General features: G+C 43.9%; 24 protein-coding genes. 13 read left to right on the top strand and 11 right to left on the bottom strand.

What is annotated here, in order from left to right; genetic code table 11:
• Positions 1 to 2: 2 nt before the first annotated feature.
• Positions 3 to 1,298 carry a diaminobutyrate--2-oxoglutarate transaminase gene (gene ectB, locus MARME_RS07765; protein WP_013660716.1) on the top strand — a complete coding sequence of 432 codons (1,296 nt, stop codon included), beginning with the start codon at positions 3 to 5 and terminating at the stop codon, positions 1,296 to 1,298.
• 12 nt (positions 1,299 to 1,310) lie between these two features.
• Positions 1,311 to 1,718 carry an ectoine synthase gene (locus tag MARME_RS07760; protein WP_013660715.1) on the top strand — a complete coding sequence of 136 codons (408 nt, stop codon included), beginning with the start codon at positions 1,311 to 1,313 and terminating at the stop codon, positions 1,716 to 1,718.
• 44 nt (positions 1,719 to 1,762) lie between these two features.
• Here MARME_RS07760 and MARME_RS07755 read toward each other — a convergent pair whose 3' ends face one another.
• Positions 1,763 to 2,578 (bottom strand): helix-turn-helix domain-containing protein, encoded by an 816-nt coding sequence (locus tag MARME_RS07755; protein ID WP_013660714.1) that lies wholly within the window; start codon positions 2,576 to 2,578, stop codon positions 1,763 to 1,765.
• Between the two features lie 263 nt (positions 2,579 to 2,841).
• Between MARME_RS07755 and MARME_RS07750 the strand changes: the two genes are divergently transcribed.
• From MARME_RS07750 to MARME_RS07740, 3 genes are all read left to right on the top strand, one after another.
• Positions 2,842 to 4,314, top strand: a complete 1,473-nt coding sequence (locus MARME_RS07750) for an aspartate ammonia-lyase (RefSeq protein ID WP_013660713.1) — start codon at positions 2,842 to 2,844, stop codon at positions 4,312 to 4,314.
• A complete protein-coding gene (locus MARME_RS07745; protein ID WP_013660712.1) occupies positions 4,314 to 5,321 on the top strand; it encodes an asparaginase in 1,008 nt (335 codons plus the stop codon). The genes MARME_RS07750 and MARME_RS07745 overlap by 1 nt, the downstream gene beginning before the upstream one ends.
• A 157-nt stretch (positions 5,322 to 5,478) precedes the next feature.
• Positions 5,479 to 5,889 (top strand): DUF2721 domain-containing protein, encoded by a 411-nt coding sequence (locus MARME_RS07740; RefSeq protein WP_013660711.1) that lies wholly within the window; start codon positions 5,479 to 5,481, stop codon positions 5,887 to 5,889.
• 56 nt (positions 5,890 to 5,945) lie between these two features.
• On the opposite strand, the gene MARME_RS07735 is transcribed toward MARME_RS07740, so the two are convergent.
• Entirely contained in the window at positions 5,946 to 6,299 is a 354-nt protein-coding gene (locus MARME_RS07735; protein WP_013660710.1) for an SH3 domain-containing protein, read from the bottom strand.
• Positions 6,300 to 6,561: 262 nt separating this feature from the next.
• Here MARME_RS07735 and MARME_RS07730 point away from each other — a divergent pair, with 262 nt between their 5' ends.
• Both MARME_RS07730 and MARME_RS07725 read left to right on the top strand, forming a co-directional pair.
• Complete coding sequence (locus tag MARME_RS07730) at positions 6,562 to 7,068, top strand: cyclic nucleotide-binding domain-containing protein (protein ID WP_013660709.1); 507 nt, start codon at positions 6,562 to 6,564, stop codon at positions 7,066 to 7,068.
• A gap of 358 nt (positions 7,069 to 7,426) precedes the next feature.
• Entirely contained in the window at positions 7,427 to 8,179 is a 753-nt protein-coding gene (locus tag MARME_RS07725) for a siderophore-interacting protein (protein WP_013660708.1), read from the top strand.
• Between the two features lie 98 nt (positions 8,180 to 8,277).
• On the opposite strand, the gene MARME_RS07720 is transcribed toward MARME_RS07725, so the two are convergent.
• The 5 genes from MARME_RS07720 to MARME_RS07700 form a co-directional block, all read right to left on the bottom strand.
• On the bottom strand, positions 8,278 to 8,913 hold the full coding sequence (locus tag MARME_RS07720) for a LysE family translocator (RefSeq protein ID WP_013660707.1): 636 nt from the start codon (positions 8,911 to 8,913) through the stop codon (positions 8,278 to 8,280).
• Positions 8,914 to 9,024: 111 nt separating this feature from the next.
• Entirely contained in the window at positions 9,025 to 9,315 is a 291-nt protein-coding gene (locus MARME_RS07715) for a Dabb family protein (protein WP_013660706.1), read from the bottom strand.
• Positions 9,316 to 9,325: 10 nt separating this feature from the next.
• Positions 9,326 to 10,624, bottom strand: coding sequence for a flavin-dependent oxidoreductase (locus MARME_RS07710; protein WP_013660705.1), 1,299 nt, complete (start codon positions 10,622 to 10,624; stop codon positions 9,326 to 9,328).
• A gap of 256 nt (positions 10,625 to 10,880) precedes the next feature.
• Positions 10,881 to 11,234 carry a VOC family protein gene (locus MARME_RS07705; RefSeq protein WP_013660704.1) on the bottom strand — a complete coding sequence of 118 codons (354 nt, stop codon included), beginning with the start codon at positions 11,232 to 11,234 and terminating at the stop codon, positions 10,881 to 10,883.
• 41 nt (positions 11,235 to 11,275) lie between these two features.
• Positions 11,276 to 12,211, bottom strand: a complete 936-nt coding sequence (locus tag MARME_RS07700) for an EamA family transporter (RefSeq protein WP_013660703.1) — start codon at positions 12,209 to 12,211, stop codon at positions 11,276 to 11,278.
• A gap of 171 nt (positions 12,212 to 12,382) precedes the next feature.
• Here MARME_RS07700 and MARME_RS07695 point away from each other — a divergent pair, with 171 nt between their 5' ends.
• Entirely contained in the window at positions 12,383 to 12,823 is a 441-nt protein-coding gene (locus MARME_RS07695) for a GtrA family protein (RefSeq protein ID WP_013660702.1), read from the top strand.
• A gap of 57 nt (positions 12,824 to 12,880) precedes the next feature.
• On the opposite strand, the gene MARME_RS07690 is transcribed toward MARME_RS07695, so the two are convergent.
• The 4 genes from MARME_RS07690 to MARME_RS07675 all read right to left on the bottom strand — a co-directional run bounded on the left by MARME_RS07690 (position 12,881) and on the right by MARME_RS07675 (position 17,305).
• On the bottom strand, positions 12,881 to 13,906 hold the full coding sequence (locus tag MARME_RS07690) for a pirin family protein (protein ID WP_013660701.1): 1,026 nt from the start codon (positions 13,904 to 13,906) through the stop codon (positions 12,881 to 12,883).
• Positions 13,907 to 14,143: 237 nt separating this feature from the next.
• A complete protein-coding gene (locus MARME_RS07685) occupies positions 14,144 to 15,220 on the bottom strand; it encodes an alkene reductase (protein WP_013660700.1) in 1,077 nt (358 codons plus the stop codon).
• A gap of 89 nt (positions 15,221 to 15,309) precedes the next feature.
• Positions 15,310 to 16,632, bottom strand: coding sequence for a sensor histidine kinase (locus MARME_RS07680; protein ID WP_013660699.1), 1,323 nt, complete (start codon positions 16,630 to 16,632; stop codon positions 15,310 to 15,312).
• Positions 16,616 to 17,305 (bottom strand): response regulator transcription factor, encoded by a 690-nt coding sequence (locus tag MARME_RS07675; protein WP_013660698.1) that lies wholly within the window; start codon positions 17,303 to 17,305, stop codon positions 16,616 to 16,618. The genes MARME_RS07680 and MARME_RS07675 overlap by 17 nt, the downstream gene beginning before the upstream one ends.
• A 191-nt stretch (positions 17,306 to 17,496) precedes the next feature.
• On the opposite strand from MARME_RS07675, the gene MARME_RS07670 reads away from it, so the two are divergent.
• From MARME_RS07670 to MARME_RS07650, 5 genes are all read left to right on the top strand, one after another.
• Complete coding sequence (locus MARME_RS07670; protein ID WP_013660697.1) at positions 17,497 to 18,513, top strand: glycosyltransferase family 2 protein; 1,017 nt, start codon at positions 17,497 to 17,499, stop codon at positions 18,511 to 18,513.
• Positions 18,514 to 18,520: 7 nt separating this feature from the next.
• Positions 18,521 to 20,134 carry an ArnT family glycosyltransferase gene (locus MARME_RS07665; protein ID WP_013660696.1) on the top strand — a complete coding sequence of 538 codons (1,614 nt, stop codon included), beginning with the start codon at positions 18,521 to 18,523 and terminating at the stop codon, positions 20,132 to 20,134.
• 126 nt (positions 20,135 to 20,260) lie between these two features.
• Positions 20,261 to 21,541, top strand: coding sequence for a 2-hydroxycarboxylate transporter family protein (locus tag MARME_RS07660; protein WP_013660695.1), 1,281 nt, complete (start codon positions 20,261 to 20,263; stop codon positions 21,539 to 21,541).
• A gap of 126 nt (positions 21,542 to 21,667) precedes the next feature.
• On the top strand, positions 21,668 to 23,314 hold the full coding sequence (locus MARME_RS07655) for an ATP-binding protein (protein WP_013660694.1): 1,647 nt from the start codon (positions 21,668 to 21,670) through the stop codon (positions 23,312 to 23,314).
• A complete protein-coding gene (locus MARME_RS07650; protein ID WP_013660693.1) occupies positions 23,311 to 23,991 on the top strand; it encodes a response regulator in 681 nt (226 codons plus the stop codon). Before MARME_RS07655 ends, MARME_RS07650 begins: the two co-directional genes overlap by 4 nt.
• Positions 23,992 to 24,019 lie beyond the last annotated feature (28 nt).

The raw sequence follows: 24,019 nt of genomic DNA, 5'->3' as shown, positions 1-24,019 counted from the left end.
TAATGAAGATCTTCGAAGAAATCGAATCAGAAGTGCAATGCTATGCCCGCTCATTCCCGTGCGTTTTTAACCGCGCAAAAGGCGAGTTTATGTGGGACGAGGACGGAAACCGCTATTTAGACTTTCTAGCGGGTGCTGGCACGTTAAACTACGGCCACAACAATGCTTTATTGAAAAAAGAGCTTCTTAACTACATAGAAAACGACGGTATTACACATGGTTTAGACATGCATACCAAAGCAAAAGGTGAGTTTTTACAAACCTTTAGCGATAAAATACTCAAACCGAGAAACCTAAGATATACCGTTCAATTTACCGGCCCAACAGGCACCAATGCGGTTGAAGCGGCAATGAAAATTGCGCGAAACGTCACGGGGCAGTCGAACATCGTCACCTTTACAAATGGGTTCCACGGCGTAAGCCTTGGTGCGTTAGCTGCGACAGGTAACTCACACCATCGAGATGCCGCAGGAACGAGCCTCACTGGCACGCATCGCATTCCTTATGATGGCTATCTGGGCGACAACATCGACACGACAGAGTACTTAGACAAGGTGCTTTCTGACTCCAGTAGCGGCATCAACTCCCCCGCTGCAGTTATCGTGGAAACCGTTCAGGGTGAAGGCGGCATCAACGCGGCGCGCATTGAATGGCTACGCAGTCTACAAACGGTTTGCCGCAAGCATAGCATTCTATTGATTATCGACGACATTCAAGCGGGCTGCGGCAGAACGGGCGATTATTTTAGTTTTGAAGAAGCCGGTCTTGAGCCAGATATCGTTACTTTATCCAAGTCACTAGGCGGTTATGGACTGCCCTTTGCCGTTGTTCTTATGAAGCCTGAACTAGATCAATGGAAGCCGGGTGAGCACAACGGTACTTTTAGAGGTAACAACCTTGCCTTCGTCACAGCCAAACATGCAATTGATCACTATTGGTCTGACAACCACTTTTCCAATGAGATAAAACGTAAAGGCCAGTATGTATCGCAGCGTTTAACAGCGATGGCAGACAAGTTTGGCGACGGTAAATTTACTGTCAAAGGCAGAGGTATGTTTCAAGGTATTAACTGCATCAATGGTGAGATCGCGGGAAAAATCACTAAGAATGCATTCACAAAAGGATTGCTGATCGAAACCAGCGGCGCAGACGATCAAGTCGTTAAACTGTTATGCCCTCTTATTATCGGTGACGAAAACCTAAAAGCCGGCTTAGACATCGTTGAACTGGCTATTCAGGAAACCTGTGAGGATTTCGATTCTTTCCCCAATGAAACACTCTACTTCAAAGCCAGTTAAGGAAACCACTCTATGATTGTTAGAAATTTAGCCGATGCTGAGAAGTCGAATCGCCGTATTGTTTCTCCTGAAGGAAGCTGGGAAAGCACAAGACTGCTTCTAAAAGACGACAATATGGGATTCTCATTCCATATTACAACGATTTATAAAGACGCAGATTTCCAGCTTCATTATAAAAATCATCTTGAGTCCGTATACTGCATGTCTGGCAGAGGCGAGGTGGAAGATCTCGCGACTGGAGAAAAGCACCCAATAACGCCCGGAACCGTGTACATTTTAGACAAGCATGACAAGCACATGCTACGTGCATTCGAGGAAATGAAAATGGCGTGCGTTTTCAACCCGCCTATCACGGGGGCTGAAGTACATAATAGCGAAGGTGCGTACGAACTTGAGGACACACCTCTCGCAACGTTATAAGGAGATCGACGCCTGACATGCAAGGTCATGTAACCTGAGAGTCATCAAAAGCGCCCTCTAAAGTGCCATTCGCCTTCGTCTATATCGTTGCGAATGGCTTCTTTAATGTCGTCATCAATTTCATTCGATGCCATATCGTATAGCCCTGACATAGAAAGCGCTTTTTTCCTGTCTAAGCTCTTACCAAGATATTCATAAACAACACGAACACAACACGGTACGCGTTCGCCCGACCCTGATACCCCTAACCGAAGCCCTTTTAGTCGCTCTACGCGATTTTTAAACGATGGATATAAGATCGTCTGAGTAACTTCTACTTTGGTATGTGCTTCATAATCCATCAAGAAGAGACGGTCAGAAAGAAATTGAACCACCCCCTGATAAATACCATGAAAGGGCTTTTTACTTGTTTTTGGATTAAAACGCTCTATGCGCTGGTAATAGGTTTTACCATCTTGCGATTCAATATGAACAAGCGTCCTTAAAATCTGCCCCGGACAGGACATAGAAATATAGTATTCAAAGTAATATCCACAATACTTGTCGAGGTCTTTCTGCCCCACATGATTCAGCCGATCAAAATGAGTTTGCTCGATACTTCGTTCAGAAACCGAGGTGTCCTGATTGATGGGGCGAGCTTGTACCAATCGCTGAAATTGATTATGAGGAAGAAGCATCTCGCTTTGTGTCACACCAAAAAAGTCGCATATGCGTCGCATAGTGCTGTCTGCCGGAACCGTCTTGCCATTTAAATAACGATTAAACTGCGGGCGGTTAATTTGCAAACGGCGACATACTTCGGCGATGGATTTGTAATAACTGCACAGTAAGCGCAAATTATTTTGAAAATCTAAGTTCATCGTTACTACCTACCCCACCCTTTCGTTAACCCCTACGATAGTACTAGAGAAACGCTTGTCATTCATTAGTCACTATGACGCTAGTAGACGCTAATTTAGCACCTAATAGCATCTATTGGTATCAACTTACAAACTCCTTTTATCACCCAAAATTCGTTTCAATATATGAGCAATGATCACCCTTAGCGAGGGCTGATTTGAGAGCTTGATTTAAGCATTATCAGCTCTTGGGCACCCTCGCATTTTTTACGGATTAGCTCGATATGAACACTCGCTCTGAATACGATCTACTTGGCACTCTCGATGTACCCGCTGACGCTTTCTACGGTATTCAAACACTACGCGCCGCAAATAACTTTTCAATTACCGGTGTGGCGATTTCTCATTTTCCTGAGCTTATAAAAGCGATGGCGATGGTAAAAGCCGCTGCCGCTCACACTAATTTCGAATATAAACTATTGGAAGAGCATCAGACTAATGCCATCCTATCAGCCTGTCAGGAACTGATTGACGGGCATTATCACAACCAGTTTATCGTCGATGTTATTCAAGGGGGCGCGGGGACGTCCACCAATATGAATGCGAACGAAGTGATCGCAAATATCGCGCTGACTAAAATGGGGTATCAAAAAGGCGACTATAAAAAGCTGCATCCAAACGATCATGTAAACCGTTCCCAATCTACAAATGATGCCTACCCTACCGCAGCCAGCCTTAGTATCCAATTCGCAGCGGATGCGTTCGTTCCTGTTTTGTCGTCTTTAAAAGCCTCTTTGGAAGAGAAAGGTCGAGAGTTCGCCAGTGTGTTGAAAATGGGGCGCACTCAATTACAAGACGCGGTCCCTATGACGCTAGGTCAAGAATTTGACGCCTTTGCGGTCAACCTAGGAGAAGATATCGACCGCATTCAAGAAGCGTGCACTCTACTATGCGAAGTAAATTTAGGAGGCACTGCAATTGGTACTGGCATCAACACGCCAGCAGGTTATGCAAAAAAAGCCGTGGACCACTTAGCCAAGATATCTGGCAAGCCCGTTGTACCAGCCACAAATTTAGTGGAAGCCACATCTGACATGGGCGCCTTTGTCTTCTTTTCGGGGATTTTAAAACGCCTTGCAACGAAACTAAGTAAAATGAGCAATGATTTACGCTTGCTGTCCAGTGGACCTCGTACAGGCTTTGGCGAAATCAAGCTCCCAGAAATGCAGCCTGGATCATCAATTATGCCAGGAAAAGTAAACCCAGTGATCCCCGAGGCAATGAACCAAACTGCGTATCAAGTTATTGCGTCTGACCTGGCGGTGACGCTCGCTGCCGAGGCAGGCCAGCTTCAGCTAAATGCCATGGAACCCATGATCATTTACAACCTGCTTAACTCTATCAAAATGCTAAAAGAAGCTTGCCACATGATGGAACATCGTTGTATCAGAGGCATTGAAGCAAATGTCGATGCGTGCGCAGCGCATGTCGAAAACAGCATTGGCATTATCACTGCGCTCGTCCCTCACATTGGTTATGCTAACTCGTCGCGCATCGCGCGTAATGCGTTAATGTCCGGTGCGACAATTAAAGCTCTGATTCTGGAAGAAAAGCTTCTAACGGAAGCTCAACTCAATGAGCTTTTGAAGCCCGAGAATATGATCTCGCCGACACCTTCGGCGCAGACATCATCGCAAACATCTTCATATCCATCGCCCTCATCTATATCGCCCTCACCAACAACTGAGGGTGTTTAATGATGAATAAAATACTGATCGTTTATACTGGCGGCACCATTGGCATGATGGAAACCGACAGTGGATTAGCGCCTTCATCAGGCTTACGTACGAGAATCCATCATGCGGTCGGAGACAATCTTGCTGAGCTGCCATTATTTGATGTCATCGAACTAACCCCTCTTATCGACAGCGCCAATATTGCGCCGGATCATTGGGCTCGTATCTATGACACCCTGCAAGACAAATGGAATGAATACGACGGCTTTGTCGTATTGCATGGTACCGACACACTTTCATATAGCGCTTCGATGTTGTCGTATATGTTTGGAGCCTGTAATAAAAACATCGTCATCACTGGGTCTCAGATCCCGTTGGGCATGAAACGAAGCGATGGACTTGCGAATTTAGAGGCGGCAATGAGCGTTGCCGAAACACCCTCTCTTGGCCGTGTTACCGTCCTTTTTCATCACTATTTAATGGAAGGCACACGAACAACGAAATTTAGCAGCCACAAATTCGATGCGTTTAAATCATTCAATACAACGCCACTGGCAGAACTGTCTATAACGCAAGCCTTGCCGAAAAGAGCGTTGTCAGCACTTGTTCCACCAAAAATACGTGATATCGAGTTTAAAACAGAGGCCGTTGGCATTCTTACACTGCATCCGGGTTTACCTTCGTATTCCTATCAAGGGTTTCTAGACGACCAATGCAAGGGTCTTATATTGCAAACCTACGGAGCAGGAAACATCGCTGACCACAATAAAGGCCTGCTGACCTTTCTAAAGCAAATGAAAGAACAAAGAAAAACCGTCGTAAACGTTACCCAGTGTCATCATGGTGGAACCTCTATCGGCTCTTATGCAGCCGGTTCGGCACTTACTGAGCTTGATGTACTCGATGGAAAAGATCTCACCTTAGAAGCAGCTTTTACTAAGCTTCACTGGTTACTTTCGAACAATCTTTCGTATGACGATATAAAAAAAGATTGGAATAAAAATATTAGTTACGAAGCCTCCTTTTAGAGCTATCTAGAAGAGTTGCTGATCTAGAAGAGTTTAAAAGAAGTTTCGTTTTCTAACTTTAGAAAGCACCCTATTCATTACACTCTATAGCCGCCTTACACTATAATCGGGAGCACTGTCATCCGTTACATTCAGAGCTCATCAGGACACTTATTTAATGATTATCACCTTAACGACCCCAGCTATGCTTTTTCCAGCCGTTTCTTTGTTGCTGTTGGCTTACACCAACCGTTTCGTTACGCTGGCGTCGATCATCCGTAATTTCGCTCCTGATGAGAATAATGACGTCATAACAGAACAGATCACGAATCTACGTCAGCGGATATATTTGATTAGGCGAATGCAGGAAGCGGGTGTGATTAGTTTTTTGCTTTGTGTCTTGGCTATGCTTGCCATCTACATCGAGTATCAGAAAATTGGCAGCTATATTTTTGGGGCAAGCCTTGTTTGCCTAATGTATTCGCTATATTTATCTGTCAGGGAAATTCGAATATCGTGTGACGCGCTTGACGTTCATTTGAAGGAGTTCAACGTGTCTTTCAAGAAGAAAAAACGCAAAAGTAACTAGCAGCCAACCCTTCACAAAGATTCATAAAATAGGTTCGTTAAATAAACTTACCCAGATTAATGCGCTTCTTCTAACAAGGAAGTGCATTGAACAGGCACCCACCCAAAACGGCCTTCTTCATTTTGAACGTAGTACCATTGATTGAGCTCTTTGAGCACAACAAGTACATCACCACGGTCAATATTCAGCTCACAGGCATTGTAATCACATTTGGCATACCCGATGAGACCTCTTGAGGTTGGCTCAATGTACTGCACGGGCGCCCATCCGCGATTTTTATCTTCTGTTTCCACGCGAATCCACCCTTCAAACTCTGCGTCCAGCTCTCCTAGTATAAGCTTATCGCCCGGCTGGAACTCAATAGGATTAGGGTAATTCGAAATATGTGAGTTGATTGCTTTAACTTTCATAGTCCTACCTTACGAAAGAATATTGAGTCGATCAATTTCCAAACATGTATTTTTATGTATATAACCATACCGCCTCAGTAGTTTTTTGTACATAAGCACACAATCAGATGGAAATATGTAAATTAGACTTTACATATGAATTAGCTGTATATACTTAAAATAATACGCGAGAACTATCGACCAGAGAGAACAACACATAGAACTAGCAGCCAGATAAAACAACACATAAAACTAGGTTGATCTAGATTCGAGAGTTTTATATATGAAAAAATTAAACATTCACGACTGCCCCTATGACTTAAGCATAGAAAGACTTAAAACAGCGTCTATTTTTGGCGCCCTCGGACCTGATGCTATCGAATTTCTACTCACTAATGGCAATTTGGAAGAATTCGAAGAGGGAGAGACCGTATTTGAAAAGGACGAGGTTGCCGATGGTTTTTATATCATCCTAGATGGTGAAATCGAACTGTTTAAAGACAAAGAAGCCTATGAAAAAGCCATGAAATTTGGCGAAGGCTCAATCGGTTTTGGCGAAGAACTTGGGTATTGCACAATGATCGCCTTACTCCCTCGCGCCGCCAACGCACGCACCAGTAAGAAGACACTTGTCTTAAAAGTCGACTCGTATGTGTTTGGACAGTTTCACGACTATTACGCATTCGATTTCGGTATTCTGATCCTAAACTTATCACGCGATATGGCTAGAAAATTAAGATTGTTAAGCGGCACGTTATCCGAGCATGATATTACAGTTGATAGGTCGTAATCCTAGCACCTCTTTGCTCTCCGGCAATCGTGCCTAAAACGTCACAACCGCTCAATAAAACAGAACGTGTCGCGTAACTGCGTGGCACTAAACATCGCGAGTTCCCCGGTCAAATACTGGCTTGTAGACACGATCCATGATTTCTTATGTCGTTAATTCCTTATAAATTATAGGCTTATATATTCAAATGACATTTAATATGAATGCACTTTGAATCGTTGAAATTGTGTGAAAAAAACGCTCTAAATGCGAGAACAAAACAAATTTTATGAATATTCAATTGACAAGCCTGAGCACTTGAAATTAAATCGATAACCGTTCTCAACTTTGCTTATCGCCAACATGGAGCCGTCAATTTATGTCTACCCCTCGTATTCGTGAACTTACCGTACTTAGAAAGCACTACGTTACAGAAAATATGCTTCGTGTCACACTAGGCGGCGAAAACATGGATACCCTTCCAAAAGATCATGAGGGCGGTTACGTTAAGCTTGTCTTCCCAAAGGGCGACGGTCGATTAATGCGCACCTACACCATTCGAAATCAATCGGAGCAAGAGCTCGACATTGATTTCGTTATTCACGGAGCGCATAAAGAGCAAGTCTCTGGACCAGCATGTACTTGGGCTCGCGAATGCATTCCAGGAGACAAAATCAATGTTGGTGGTCCGGGGCCGAAAAAACTCGTCTCAGAAGACGCTAACTGGATTTTAATCGCAGGCGATATGACAGCACTGCCCGCCATCAGCGTTAATATAGAGAATCTATCCAATACAACAAAGGGTCATGTGGTTATTGAAGTAATGTCTGAGCAAGACATTCAACCACTCACGACACCTGATGGCGTCGAGCTGCATTGGGTTATTAACCCACATCCGGGCAAGGACTCCGATTTCCTATTAAATAAAATCAAATCATTGAATTGGTACGAAGGGAACACTGCTGTTTGGGCTGCCAGTGAATTTAGCTCGATGAAGAAATTACGTCACTTTTTCAAACAAGAAAAAGGACTCGATAGAAAAAACATGTATATCTCAAGCTATTGGAAAAATGGCATTAGTGAAGACGAGCATAAGGTTGTTAAAAGTGAAGATGCAGATAAGGAATCGTAGCCTCATAGCAAGGTTTCGTACCCTGTACCTTAAACCTTAAAACGGATGGAGATGGCCAGTTAAAGCAAGGGAAGGTACGAATAAGTCAGAGAAGCAGCCTAAGACGTTGCCTTTACTTGCAACAAACTAGCACCAAGTCCGACAAAGATCCCGCCGCTTAAGCGATGAAACCAGCTAATATTATTGCCTCTTGAAAGAAAGTGTTTAGCACGGTTTGCTAGTGCGCCATATATCGTCAAACTGATAAATGAGTAAGCCATAAACAGACTTGTCATGATGGCGAACTGAGGGGCAAGCGATGCATTCGTATTCAAAAACTGTGGGAACAAAGCAACGAAAAACAGAATCGGCTTCGGGTTTGTTACGGCGACAAAAAAGCCTTCTTTGAAGTAAGAAAAAAGTGTTTTTCCGCTTTCTTCTTTTTGATAAGAGACTTTTTGAGCACCTTTGAATGTTGCCCAAATTTGCTTAATGCCTAAATAAATCAGGTAACTTGCACCCACTACTTTTACGATGGTAAACAGGGTGGCCGAGGCCAACAACAATGCGCTTAATCCACTGATAGAACAGCTCGATAAGACCAGCAATCCCAATATATTGCCCAGCGCAGAAGACATGACCACTTTAAGTCCGTTGACAGCGCCGTTATACAAAGCGAGGAAAACAGCAGGACCAGGGCTTATAACATAAAAAAACGCGACAACGGCATACAGTAAGAACGTATCAATACTCATTGTTTATCTCCTTATTTTACGTCTTGGTGATGAATACACTAAAAAACTCGGAGGACAATAACAAGCCTTGATCACGTTATTCTTACTGTGTGCACAATATTTAGTAAGCCGCTATATCGTATAATCAATCGCCGCAATGTTATCAACGTACACGCCGTTAAAGCGCATAATATCCTGATGTTTAGGGTGCTCCTGATACGCTCTTAGACTGTCTAACGATTCGAATTTCATAATCAGGATCAAATCCCAGCTACGCCCTTCTTTAAGCTCATCTCTGCCGATCTCTAGATACTTAACGTGCTCAATTTCCTTTTCAAGCGTTCGCATTCGAGCAATAAATTCGTTGATGTGAGACTCTGGTGTCTCTGGTTGATATTTCAATACTACATAATGTTGAAGCATAATCCGTTTCCTATTTCAGCGCAGAGACATCAATTGTTGCGGGAGATTGGTTGAGTTTTTCCATCTCATAACCTGCAGCGGACTTATAGCGTAACATCGCTTCTTCGCGATCCGCCTTTGGAAATACCTCTTCGATATCATCAAACTCGCCATTACAACGTTCATCCAACATTTTTAATAGAATGAATGGGCCCAACCCTCTGTTTCTCAACACGACTTTTGATATGTCTTCACATAAACGCCCATTAAAGGCTTCCAAAGCCTGTGCCGACACACCATTTTCAATCAGGCAAGCACCTAAAATACGTGCATCGACGATGGCTTGAGTCGCGCCATTAGAGCCTGTTGGGTACATTACATGGGCAGCGTCACCCAGAAGGATTACGTTTTTATCTTGCCATGTTGGTACCGGATCGCGATCAATCATCGGGTATTCATATATATCTGATGAACCGCGCAACATTGAAGGAACGTCTAACCAATCGTAATTCCACCCTTCAAAATGGTGAACGATGTCTTCAACGTCTACTTTTTTATTCCAGTCGCCATTCAAACCGTCTGACGTATCCATGGTGACTTCGGCAATCCAGTTTACATCAACCAGACCGGTTTCAGGATCAGGCTCAGAAATAGGGTAAAAAACCACTCGGTGATCGTGACGTCCGACGCCCACAAAAGAAGCGCCCGTACGGATCGGTAAGCTTTTCGCGACGCCGCGCCACATCACAGCACCACCCCAATGTATAGGCGGTTGATTTGGGTGCATTTGTGCACGCACTGCAGAGTGCAAACCATCGGCTGCGACGAGAAGCGAGCCTTGAACGTCAATCAATTCACCTGACGCTAATTTAACCTTCGCGACAACGCCTTTAGAATTTGAAAGGTTCTCGTACCCTACGACTTTGTGTCCCGTTTTAATGGCATCGGAACCTAATCGCTCTTTCGCTAATCGATACAAAAGCATTTGTAGCTCACCACGATACACAGAGTATTGTGGCCATTTATAACCTGCCTCTAAGCCACGAGGCTCGGAATACACGTCTTTACCATTCAATCCAACCAGTGCCCACTCTTTTGTCTTAATGCCTATGGACTCAAGCTCGTCGTCAGTAATCCCCAGATCGTAGAGCTCTCTCACTGCGTTTGGTTGAATATTGATGCCGACGCCCAGCGGTTTCAGCTCAACGACAGACTCGAAAACAATGCAAGGAATACCAATTTGATGGAGGGTTAACGCAGTAGCAAGCCCACCAATTCCACCGCCGGCAATAAGAACAGGAAGAGATGAAGTATGTTGATTTGATGTCATAATTATTTTTTCTTAGAGGGAATCCATTTAGGCACGGACGAGATCAAAATGCGGATTCGACAACCACATAGTCTGGGCATACGTGCCTAAACATTACTTTTTGCTGTTTAAATCAGGAGGAAAGATTATACAGAGACTATCGGGCATTGCACCCGAATCGTCGAGTATTTTGAAATAAGGCTCAGTTTCTTTATCGCTGTCTAGGACTACTTATTCTAGGTAAGTACTATCTAGATAAGTACTACTTAGATAGATACTACGCAAGCTTTGACCAGACCGCCCATTCATTGCCGCACGGATCAAGGAAGTGGAAACGTCGTCCACCCGGAAACTCGAAAATTTCCTGCTCAATGCTACCGCCATACTCTTTGACCCGCTCTAGCGTCGTTTCGAGTTCAGACGAATACAATACCACCAACGCAGCGCCATTCTGTGGCCGAGACGCAAAATCAGCCTGAAAGAAACCGCCATCCAAACCCGCGTTTTCAAAGGCCGTGTATTCCGTTCCAAAATCCTGAAACGACCAACCAAATGCTTTTTCAAAAAACGATTTGTTCAGCGTTAAGTCTTTGGCTGGCAATTCAACGTAATTGATCTTATTTGATTCCATACTCATTCCTCTAATCGTCAGCACTTTTATAACCAGCGCGTTTATACGGCCGCAATGGTGACAAGAATAACACTAATTAAAATCATTGTGCCGCCGACCCATTGCTGCGGTGTCACTTTTTCCTTAAATTTTTTCTTTGAGTAATAAAGCGTCCCCAGTATTTCTATTTGTCCCAATGTTTTAACTAGCGCAGGGTTTACCAAAGCAAAGCCAGTAAACCAACCAATAGAGCCTAAAGAACTCAATACACCCACCTTGCAACTTAGCCCAAATGACTGAGTAATCGGAGCCAATACATTACGCGTTCTATAGATTTGAATACTGCATAATAAAATAGATTGTGTGGCTAGCACATACCACAGCGCCACCCCAGCCGACGTAATCACAGAACCCTCCAAAGCATGACTGGCTTTCGACGCGGTCACCGAGGTTATCGCAAAACACAACCCGCTTCCCAAACCTGCCAGAAGCGACATATCTCTATGGGCGTGGCGAATGTTATTAAATTTTACACTCATTATCAGAGCACCGAACACACCTAACGTAATACCTAACCAAGCCGTCACATCGAGCGAGTAATGCAGCAAAGGAATTCCAATAACAGCCGCCAGTACCGCTTCCGTTTTCGCTAATAATGTCCCTAATGCAAAGCTACCCGATTGAAAAACACGCAACATGAGGTAAGTTGCCAAAATTTGCATGACTGAGCACACACTTGCATAAATGAAAAACTCGGAAGCACTCGGCATTTGAACGCCACCGAACAACCACCAGCACAGCATCAAATACAGAGAAACCAAGGGCAAACCGAACAAAGATCGCGCCATGGTGGCGTGTAAAAAGCCTTGTTTTTGAGAAAGCGTTTTTTGATGAGCCGTCCGCATAGACTGACATGCGGCGGCAAAAAGTGTGACTAAAATCCACATAATAGCGTTATACAAACCAATAGTTAGAGTAGAAATGAAGCTCGCTGTCATAAGAGCCGCCTAAATATCTACGTCAAATAGACATTTAGCTCTCTCTGTTACCTGCGATTTAGGCGTGAGAATGCGCGTTGCTTAAGGATTTGTAAAAGGAATAATTTCTATAGTTTGCATTCCATCTAGGAATTCACATTTTTTTAATGATGCGCGGTATAAAATCTTTTTATGAAAAAGTCTACGTTTATACAGTTTATTAAATTTAGCCTTGTTGGCTTGATTAGCTTTGTCATTGATGTGTTCGCAATGTGGGTATTCAGTCATTGGTTACCCTTAGTGCTCGCTAGAGCAGTCGCCTTTGTCCTTGCAGTATTGACCAACTGGGTATGTCATCGACTCTACACGTTCAAAAGCCACGCGAGCCGCCAAGCGAAGCTGAAAGAAGCGATCACCTTCCTTACCGCTTCTCTGGTTGGCATGATCCCCAATGTCGGAATTTATTGGTGGATTGTTCATTCGGACTGGTATGTAAACTACCATTCCATGTCGCTCGCCCCTCTTATTGCAATGATTCCGGGCATCGTCGCAGGGCAAATCACGAACTTTGTTCTGTCTAAATACTGGGTATTTAAAGAACAACCCGTTGTAGCCGTTCACCCAGACCATTAAACACCAACGTCATTAGACAAACGGCAAAGGATCAGCCCTCGTTAAAGGGCATGAGTATTATGGCGTCTCTTCACGCCCGTCAGCATAGAGCGCAAAACGTCGTGGGGTTTCGCCGTGCGTTTGATCTGACGACGGCCAACGCCAGCCTCCAAATTGCGTTTGCTGGTAGTCAAAAAATGCTTGCTGTAGCTCTTGGCGAGTATTCATAACAAACGGGCCATGTTGTTCCACATTTTCGTTTATCGGCTTGCCTTGCAAGAGCAATATCCTAACACTTTCAGACCCTGTATTTTTGATAGCCAGAGGCGCGTCGCTTTTTACTTGTAGCGCAACATTCACGGGGACAGTGCTATCCTCAGCCTGAACTTGCTCCCCTTCAAAGACATACAAAGTACGACTGAGGTCTCGAACCGACGCAGGCAGTGTCCAACTTGCTTCGACCTCTAAATCGATAATCCAAATGGCCACATGATTTTCTTTGTCATTGGCCCATGAATTCGGCGGACAGGGTAAAGATTGAAGCGCACTCCCATCTACGTTCAAGCTACCAGCCACAACCTTTATCTTGATCCCCTTATCATTTTCATCGCGTAGCGTTGCAATAGGGGTGTCCTCTTTCCAAAGCATGGAAAAGTGAGGTTCAACCATTTTGTTGTACGAAGGTAGGTTAAGCCAAATTTGGAACAATTCGAGAGGGTTGCTCTTTTGAGTATGAACCAGTGGCATCATTTCGGAATGCTGCACCCCCTTCCCCGCCGTCATCCATTGAGTATCACCTTCGCCATAACGACCTGCTGCGCCCATAGAATCAGCATGATCAACATAGCCTTTATTCACAACCGTGACGGTTTCAAACCCTCGGTGAGGATGCGCAGGAAAACCAGGAACCTTACTGCCGTGATACATGCTCCAACCGTCTTTTTGACTGAAGTCCTGACCGATTTGACGGCCGCTTAGTGACGCGTTTGGCCCCAATTTACCATTACCAGCCGGATAGGCGTCGTTATGAAAAGCGCAGAACAAAAAAGGGTCGAACGTCGGCCAAAACATTTGCAGTGGTATCGTTTTAATAATTGCTTTCACAGTCTCTACCTCGTTCTTTTTATCAATATAAATATTTTATATCAGTTAGAGAGACAAAAAACGGGAGATAACAACGAAATTATTGATGAAGATGATCAGAATATTACGGGGAAACACAGATTAAAAAGCAAATAAGGAACATCAAAAAGTCAGAAACTGACTTTTTGATGTTAGTCGTAATAAGTACGATAGCAGCACAGAATGACTGCACCTAAAGCTAAAGCTAAATAGACGGTGTTAGTTTTTCGACATCAAAGGGTAATCGGTATACCCCTCAGCCCCCGGAGAATAAAAAGTTGCTTCGTTTGGTGTATTCAATTCAGCACCGACTTTAATGCGCTCAACAAAATCTGGATTAGCGAGGAACCCTGTTCCAAAGGCAATACTATCGGCTTGACCGCTTGCCAATACTTGATTTGCTTCTTCCGATTGATAACCCATATTAAGCATCAAGTGACCTTTATAATGCGCTCGGGCAACACTGACAACGTCCGCTTGTTGAACACCAAAGAAGTCCGCTCGCATCAAGTGTAAGTAGGCCAAGTTAAAATCATTTAAACGCGTAGAAAGATACTCGGTCAATGCAACTGGGTCACTGTCTTTCATATCGTTAAAGCTGTTTAAAGGAGATAAACGTATGCCCACTTTGGCAGAGCCAATCGCATTTGTCACCGCTTCGACGACCTCAACTAAGAAACGTGCACGATTTTCAACGGAACCACCATAGTCGTCTGTACGTTTATTACTTCCATCTCGCAAGAACTGATCAATAAGGTAGCCATTAGCAGCATGAATTTCGACGCCATCAAATCCAGCCTCAATTGCGTTTACCGCGGCTTGACGAAAATCTTCAACTAACGCTTTTATCTCATCCCGAGAAAGTGCTTTCGGTTGGGAGTAAGGCTGTTTTCCTTCTGGTGTGTGTGTCTCACCGTCAATGGCAATAGCACTTGGTGCGACAGCATCTTGACCACCATTGAAAGAAGGGTGAGCCGCACGACCCGCATGCCAAATCTGCATGAAGATTCGACCACCAGCTTGATGAACCGCTTGTGTGGTTTTCTTCCAGCCCTCTACTTGTTCTTGTGAATAAACACCGGGATCATTACCAAACGCTGACGCACCTTCGGTCACAATTGAGCACTCAGAGATAAGTAGACCTGCAGAAGCCCTTTGTCCGTAGTATTCAGCCATCAGCTCATTCGGTAGATGATTCGTTGCACGACAACGCGTAAGTGGTGCCATGACAAAGCGATTTGCGAGCGCAATGTCGCCAAGCTCCACGGAGCGAAATAAATCAGCATTCAAAGACATGTTCAGGCTCCTGAAACAAAGTTTATATTAGATACTTCTAACATTGGTTTGTTTTGTTCGAATTCAAGCTTATTTTGTTCGAACTCAACTTAGTGCACGTTAGTTCCTTGTTCTGAAGGCTTTTCGACAATAGCGACACATCCGTAGGAGCCAACGCGTTCTGACAGCTCAAACTGATAACCGTATTGATTGCAAATGTCTTTCACGATGACCAAACCTAGACCGTGTCCGTCAGGATTATGAGTGCCACTTAGACCCTCTCCCGAATCCATCAAACCAAATTTATGGTTTGAAACATCCAATGAAATAACCTGCTCTTCGTCGAGCGACTCGACGCCATGTATTACCGCTTCAAACGCATTTTTAAGTAAGTTGACCACCACTATTTTGAAGGCGGGTAACGGCATTGCAAAAAGCACGTCATCCGGCATCGTTAACTCAAACGATACCTGACTCGTTTTACTCGTTACATGCAAATCATCAAAGTGCGTTATCCATTCTTGCACCTCTTTTCGGCTTACATTGATCTCCACCAACTCATCCATTTCGCGGTCAATTTGAGACAACATTAGCAAGGTTTCGATATAGTCGGTCATTTCATGTGTTGCTTGCTCTAGACGATGAACTTGTCGTTGCTCAAATTCGGACGTCACCTTACGTTTAAGCAGATTCGCAGCGCCCCGAATAACCATAAGAGGCGTTCTCAGTTCGTGGCTCGCTCTTCGATTAAATGCCCTTTCGCGTTCAATCAACCGAGCATTTTTTTCCTGTAGCAGATTTAGTTGATTAACAAGTAGCACGATCTCTCGGGTTACGATTCCATCTGGCACAGGAATAGCTGATTGGTCATCTGTTGCGCGGTTTTCAAGATATCGGGTTAAATTCGATAATGGCTGAGTCAGTCGTCGAGCAATGAGCAACACAACGATCAAACTCACGAAAAGCAAAAGAATCGATATCGATAATTGAATAAACTGATTCTTGAATACTTTACCTTCGCTGGCTTCGTATACTTCGTCATAGTGAACTAAGTAAAGATTTCTCTCGATGCCCTTTTCGTCGATGTACTGTTCTTTTACCCCAAACATTTCAAGATCGGGTTTATAACCTTGAATGAGCTCAACCACTTCGCCAGATTTCACTGATTCCGGAAAAAGGACATACGACGGCAGCGACTCGTCTCCCAAATAAGCGCGTGACATTTTCGACAATACGACCTTTTTTTCACCATGATGATGAAAATAGATTTTTGCCTCTTCAACGTCTTTGGATATGCGCTCCTTCGCGTACACTCTCTCCATGGTTTCAATCATGGTGTCTATCATTGCAAAGTGAAAGGTAATAATAGCGAACGCAACAATAGCGAAATAAATGAAGGTAAGTTGTCGAGAGGTTCTAATCGGCGCGTTCATCTGGCCTTTCCAATCGGTATCCGGACTTTGAAACGGTTTTTATATAAGGATGATCAAACGGTTTATCGATCAGATTACGCAGTTGATAGATGTGTGTTCGAAGGATCGAAGGATCTTGCTCTTCTTCCCCCCACAATTCGTGGATGATTTCAGCGCGTGAAACCATGTCCGGCGCTTTTGAAATTAAGAGTTTGATGATTTTATATTGCGATGGGTTCAATGAGTATCTACCCCCTTCTCGCTCCACAATACGACGCCCACAATCAAGCGTTAGCTCGCCAAACGTTAAGGTTTTATTGGATTCACTATCTGCTTTGTTCCTGCGAATCAAAGCGTCCACTCGCGCCCCAAGAATGTCTAAGTCGAACGGTTTTACCAAATAGTCATCCGCTTGGCTTTTAAAACCGTCTAAAATATCTTCCCGTGTGTCACGAGCTGTCAACATGATAACCGGCGTTGTAATGCCTTCACTGCGTAGCGTTCGACAAACGGTTAAACCATCCATCTTAGGCAACATAATATCAAGAATGATCACGTCATAGACGTTTTGTCTTATAAGGTTCAAGCCTTGTTCGCCATTGCTCGCGTAATCAAGAACGTCGTCCCTCAGTTCGAAAAAGTCGTAGATCACGCCTGCAATGTCTTTGTGATCTTCCACTACCAGTATTTTCATAAGCACTCTCATTCATAGGACAGGCGGTTAAGGAAGGTACGAAAACACATTTATAGCACATGAAGCGTTTCGTCGCGTCACAGTAACACTTGCCTATTTTGACACATAAACGTGAAAAAAATGTTGATGACGTTTTTGTCACAGTCGTTTTAGTAACGTTGTAAACATCCTTACTATAAAGAATCACGAAAATGTCTTCACAACTATTGTCTTTAGTCGAGCAACAGAGGCCTATTCCTAGTGGTTTGCCACTGGTTAGCATTGTCGTTCCATTCTTTAATGAATCCAAAAGCATAGAGGCTTGTCATAACGCTTTGGTTAAGGTGTTGGACTCATTACAGACACATTGCGAAATTGTCTATATAGACGATGGTAGCAGCGACGATAGTTGGCGTCAGGTGTGCTCATTCCGATCTCAAAAACACCAAATTTCGCGCATTAAGCTGAGTCGGAATTTTGGTAAAGAAGCCGCCTTGTCAGCCGGATTAAAAGCATCTAATGGGCGCGCTGCTATTCCGTTTGATGCGGATTTACAAGACCCACCTGAATACATCCCTAAAATGATCGACGCTTGGCAGGCTGGTGCCGATATTGTAGAAATGAAGCGCAGCGAAAGGCTTGGCGAAAGTACCATGAAGAAAACCAGCGCTAAGCTATTTTACAAAATACTCAACCTGCTGAGCGACATCGAGTTGTCGGAAAATGTTGGCGATTTTAGGCTACTCGACAAGCGCGTTGTTGACGTGATTAACAGCCTGCCCGAGAGAAGCCGTTATATGAAAGGGTTGCTAAGTTGGCCGGGGTTTAAGCGAAAAACATTACTTTTCAACCGCAACCCTCGACAGACTGGGGAGTCAAAATGGAATTATTTTGCCTTGCTTCATTTGGCTTTTGAAGGCATCACCTCATTCAGTATTAAGCCTTTGAGGTTGGCGACCATTGCAGGTGTTCTAACGTCTTTTATCGCGCTGTCTTACGCACTTATCACCTTATTTAAAACACTGATATACGGAGACCCTGTTGCGGGTTATCCCACTCTCGAAATTACTATGCTGTTCCTCGGCGGAGTGCAGCTGCTTTGTATCGGGTTATTGGGAGAGTACATTGGCAGACTATTTATTGAGTCTAAACAACGTCCACTGTATGTGATTATGGATAAACAACTCACCTCCCCTTGCCATCAAACAGCTAATAAAGAAGAAAAGTAACCGCTAAATGAAAACACTCTCCTTAAATAAGTACCACTTAATCAGTTTAATCGCCGTTTGCCTGATTTTGCGATTAATATCCCTCGGCCTCTACCCTTTGATGGATACAACCGAGGCTCGCTATGCATTGATGGCAAACATCATGCTAGAGACACACAATTGGATTACTCCTATGTTCGACTATGGCGTGCCTTTTTGGGGTAAACCTCCGATGTTTACTTGGATCTCTAGCCTCGGACTCTCCTTATTTGGCAACAACGAATTTGGCAACAACGAATTTGGCGTTAGATGTTTTCACTGGTTTGCAGGTGTTTTCACCATTGTCTGCGTATATCTCTTCTGCAAGAAGCAATTTAATCAAACGATACTTGGCTGGTTTGCCGCTGCGGTGCTTGCCTCGACGACCCCCTTTCTTATTTTTATCGGCGCAGTGATGACAGATTCATTGCTTACACTGTCGATGACCGGAGCCTTGTTGTGTTTTTGGCAGGCCATCAATATTGATGCCGATAAGACTAGCGATCGGCCACATTCTCAGAAATCAAAGAATCAAGGCACTTACTTCAAGTTTGGTTTTTTCGCTTTTCTTGGTATGGGGTTATTGGCAAAAGGCCCCGTTATTCTAATTCTAGTGGCTATTTCAATCGGTTCGTGGGCTCTCTTTTCAGGTGTTTTTTCACAGCTCCCCTTTATTAGCTACCTAATAATGCTTTGGCGCTCCCTTCCCTGGATCAAAGGAACGCTCCTAATGTTAGCGATCGCGTTACCCTGGTATTTACTCGCGGAATACAAAACCCCCGGTTTTCTCAATTATTTTCTAATCGGAGAGCACCTTAAACGTTTTCTCGTATCGGGTTGGCATGGAGACCTATATGGCACCGCACATAAGCATATAAGAGGAACGATTTGGTTATACGGCATTATCGCATTACTTCCGTGGAGCCCATTTTTAATTTGGAAATTGTTCCAGCCAAACAAACGATTTGGTGCCAAAGATAAGCGAGTGAAACAGCAACATGGCGTACTTGAAAATAGAAACGACAGAAAAAGCAACAAGACCCTTTATCGATCAACGCACGATTTCACGTCCTATTTGATCTGTTGGCTAATATCCCCGATGATTTTATTTACCTTTGCGGGCAACATATTGGTCACTTACATCATGCCCGCTATACCGGCCAGCGCCATTTTAATCACACACTTTTATCGCGTTCGCCCGTTTTCATTTAAATGGATTTACCTTGGCTGGCTTAGCCCGCTGACATTGATCATCGTTGTCGTCGCTTTGAATACCTCACTCGTAAACAAAGTAAGCGATAAACACTTAATAAGCGCATGGCAGCAACAACCCGAATGGGCAGCAAGCGAGCTAATATTCGTCAACAAACGGTCTTTCTCGGGAGAGTTTTATGGCGGCAGAGCGGTTTCTTTTACGCCCTCTAATCAATTTGACCTATTAAAAACTAAAAAAGCGTTTTCCAATCAATTTGTAAATGGTGTTTTTATTGTTGATCGCGGTACAAAGAGCGACACTGCGCAACAGTTTGGGTGTCAAAGGCGCTATTCAAACACAATTAAAAGTCTCTATTTTTGCCCGAGTTCAATGAACAAAAAGAACTAATCGATCATCCAAAAGTTACAAAAGACCCTTTTAATTACATTAATACTTTGATGGCTTTCTCTAATGAAATGTATTGATAGACTTGCGCCCGCAAACTCATAACAAACACAAAAAGAGATCCATCCTATGATGATAAATAATGCAATTCATCAGAGTGAGCAGCACACTACGAAAGTCGTACTGGCTCTAGCTGCACTGATCATTCTACTTGCTACATTCAATAATCAAATGCCTGTTGGGATGATAGGTGCACTTGGTGCAATGGTTGTTGTTGGGTACGTTCTAAACTATGTTGGTGATAGAACTCCGATTGTGAATCAATTTTTTGGTGGCGGAGTCATCGTTGTGATCTTTGGTTCATCGTATCTTTTCCACAGTGATATTTTTGCAAACGATATCTCCAAACAAATCACAACGTTTACAAAAAGCGGTGGTTTCCTATCTTTCTATGTTGCGAGCCTTGTGACTGGCTCTATTCTAGGCATGAGTACGGAAACACTGAAAAAGGCAGCGCTAAAGTACATTCCGGTTATCTTAGGTGCTGTGGCGGTGTCGTTCCTATTCACTTGGGTTATCGGCATGATTGTTGGTAAAAATTTCTTTGAATCGGTGATGTTAATCGCTTTGCCTATCATGGGCGGCGGCATGGGTGCTGGTGCGGTGCCTTTGGTGGAAATCATGTCAGGCAATACAGACATGTCCCCTGAAACCTTGATGTCTCTTATGGTTCCAGCATTGGCTATCGGTAACGCGATTGCAATCGTCGTTGCAGGCCTATTAAACAAACTAGGTGAAATCGTACCAAGTTGGACCGGAAACGGCGAACTGATTCGTGGTCAAGAAGCACACGTTGAAGACGAGACTCAAACGACATTAGACATTAAGGTACTAGGTACTGGCGCCCTTCTTGCAATCGCTATGTTCTACCTTGGGACTGTATTGTCAGGCTTCATCAGCATGCACACTTACGCACTGATGATACTGTCTATCGCCATTATCAAGGTCACTGGCCTAATGCCAAAAGTATTAGAAGAAGCCGCTTATTCTTGGTACAAGTTCGTTGTTGGTAATTTAACACCTGCTTTGTTAGTCGGTATTGGTGTGGCTTACACAAACCTAGATCAGATCCTTGCTGCGTTGACTCCTATGTACTTCATCATGGTGTTTACGACAGTGATCGGTGCGGTTGTCGGTGCAGGCATTATTGGTCGTCTAATGGGCTTCTACCCGATTGAAGCAGCGATCACAGGCGGCTTGTGCATGGCAAACATGGGTGGAACAGGTGACGTTGCGGTACTTGCTGCAAGTAAACGTATGCAGTTGATGCCGTTCGCACAAATTTCATCTCGAATCGGCGGCGCCTTTATGCTGATTCTTGCGACTTTTGTGATCGAACTATTTATGTAATAACCCTTTTTACTAAAAAAAGCGGACGGGCAGATAACGCCCATCCGCTTTTTTCGTTTTTACTTTGCTTTTATTTCCACGCTCCCAGACGATTCGTTGCTTTTAGAAAATCTAGGGTATAATCCTATGCTGAATGTTAATGGCTCACGATCTTCTATGACGTTAAAAACCTATTTAGGCCTGATTCTATTTGGCACGACGACGTTTCTTGTCGCTGTGTTTGGCATCATTATCAGTTACAGTGTTCAGCAAACGTATCTAAATGACCTTAGTAGTAAGGGGTTAGAGATTGCTCACATGCTCGCTCTCGATCCATCCATTATTCGAAGTGTGGAACACTCAAATGCAGGTCAGCAAGTCAATATACGCCCTTATGTAGAATCCATTCGCGCACATACTGACGCGTCATTTATCGTTATTACCAACCAAGATGGCATCAGACTAAGTCACCCTATTGCTTCTCGAGTGGGTGAGCATTTCATCGGCGACGATATCGTACCAACCTTAACGGAAGGAAAAAGCCACTCAAATGTCGCCGTCGGGTCGCTCGGCAAAGCCATTCGTAATTTTGCCCCTGTCATATCAAACAACAACGTCATCGGGGCAGTGTCCATTGGCTACCTAACGAGGACAACAGGCGAGCTCGTTCAGGAACACATCAATAACTTTATCATTTGGGTCGCATTCATCTACCTGTTTGTGATCAGTATCATCTCCATCTCTATCTTCAAGCTAAAAAGAACGTTTTTACAAATGGAGCCAGAAAAGATCGTTCAAAGATTTCGCGAACGCGAGCTGATCTTAAACAGTATTCGAGATCGCATTGTCGCGGTCGATCAGCTCCAACACATCACCGCCATTAACGAAGCTGCCTATGAGTGCCTCGTGCCGATATACGATGTAAACGAAGAGGGTCGACAAGACGCTTATTTAAGCGAGCCTCTTGAAAACCTTTCTCGAACACTCTCCAACATTGTGTTTGAAGCAAACGGTAAATTATTACGGACGACAACCCAAATTAGTGGACAAAGTCATGCCATAACCGCCTACCCTGTCACCAACGATGCGCAAACAATGGGTTACGTTCTGGTCTTTCAGCCAGATTACAATGAGACCAAACTAGAAGAAGCATTGCAGGCAAAAACCAACTACGCGAATCACCTAAGAACCAAAACCCACGAACACACCAATAAGTTAAATGTGCTGTCAGGATTGTTACAGACCGGAAAAGTGAACGACGCTATCGAACTGCTTCAGCAAGAAAGCGACGCACACCAACAGATTCTTGGGCAGCTGATCAAAACCATTGAAAACAGTTCGGTGGCAGGAGTGTTGTTAGCGCAATACAACAAAGCCGCTGAATACGACGTATCATTTTTTATCGATGATGATAGTCAACTGGCCGATTACCCCAGTACAATATCGGAACCCATCTCAACCATGCTCGCCAATTTATTGGATAACGCGACGATGGCAGCGTGGGAAAACAATCAAAATAGAACGCCTGAAGTGACACTCTACATCAGTGATCGAAGCAAGCACTTCGTCATCGAAGTTGAAGACTCAGGAAGAGGCGTTCCAGAATCACTCTCCAACAACTTGTATGATTTTGGCGTTTCAAGCAAAGTCAGCAATGAGCAAACAGGGGTTGGGCTATATTTAGTGAACCAAATCGTCCTCCAATTTCAAGGAAGTTTGGATTGGGAACGCAGTGAAAACAACACCACTGTCTTTAGTGTGTATTTAGACAAAAGAGCTTTTAACCTTTTATGACGCCATTAACCGTAATGATTGTTGAAGATGATCCTCGTGCTTCGTATGCGCTGGAAAATGCAATCAATCAACATGACCGATTTAAAGTCATCGCAGCCAGTGAACGTATTTCGGAATCTTTGACTGATGCACTGAATCACAAACCTGATCTCATCATGGTAGACATAACGCTTCCTGATGGCAGTGGTCTAGATTTGATTAGTAGATTGAAACAGTCTGGTATCAACACATCGTATATTATGACAACGGCTGAACGCGACTCTGCCGTGGTCTCCGAAGCCATACAGCTTGGAGTAATGGACTATCTTGTAAAACCTTTACGCGTCTCACGAGTCCACCAAGCCTTAGATGACTTTATTACCTTTAAAGAAACCATCCACAAAATGAAAAAAGTGGATCAAGTGGAAATCGACCACTTGTTTCGTAAAAACACAAGCAACAAAGGTCGACGCACACCTAAAGGCATTGATGAGAACACGCTTAGCAAGTTGATGGATTATATCAATCAAACAGGCGAAAACAGCTTCACTGCCCAACAAGCGGGCGATGCGGTAGAGCTTAGTCGTATTACGGCACGTCGTTATCTGGAATATTTGGAAGAACAAGGCGTTGTTGAAATGAATCTAAACTACAATACAGGTGGTCGTCCTAAACAACATTACAAAAGAAACTATTAGCATCAAAATCGAAAAGAGAGACAATGAT

The organism is Marinomonas mediterranea MMB-1, assembly GCF_000192865.1.
GTDB classification, from domain to species: Bacteria; Pseudomonadota; Gammaproteobacteria; order Pseudomonadales; family Marinomonadaceae; genus Marinomonas; species Marinomonas mediterranea.
The sequence above is the reverse complement of the archived record's forward strand: the minus strand, read 5'-3'. Positions and strand labels throughout refer to the sequence as shown.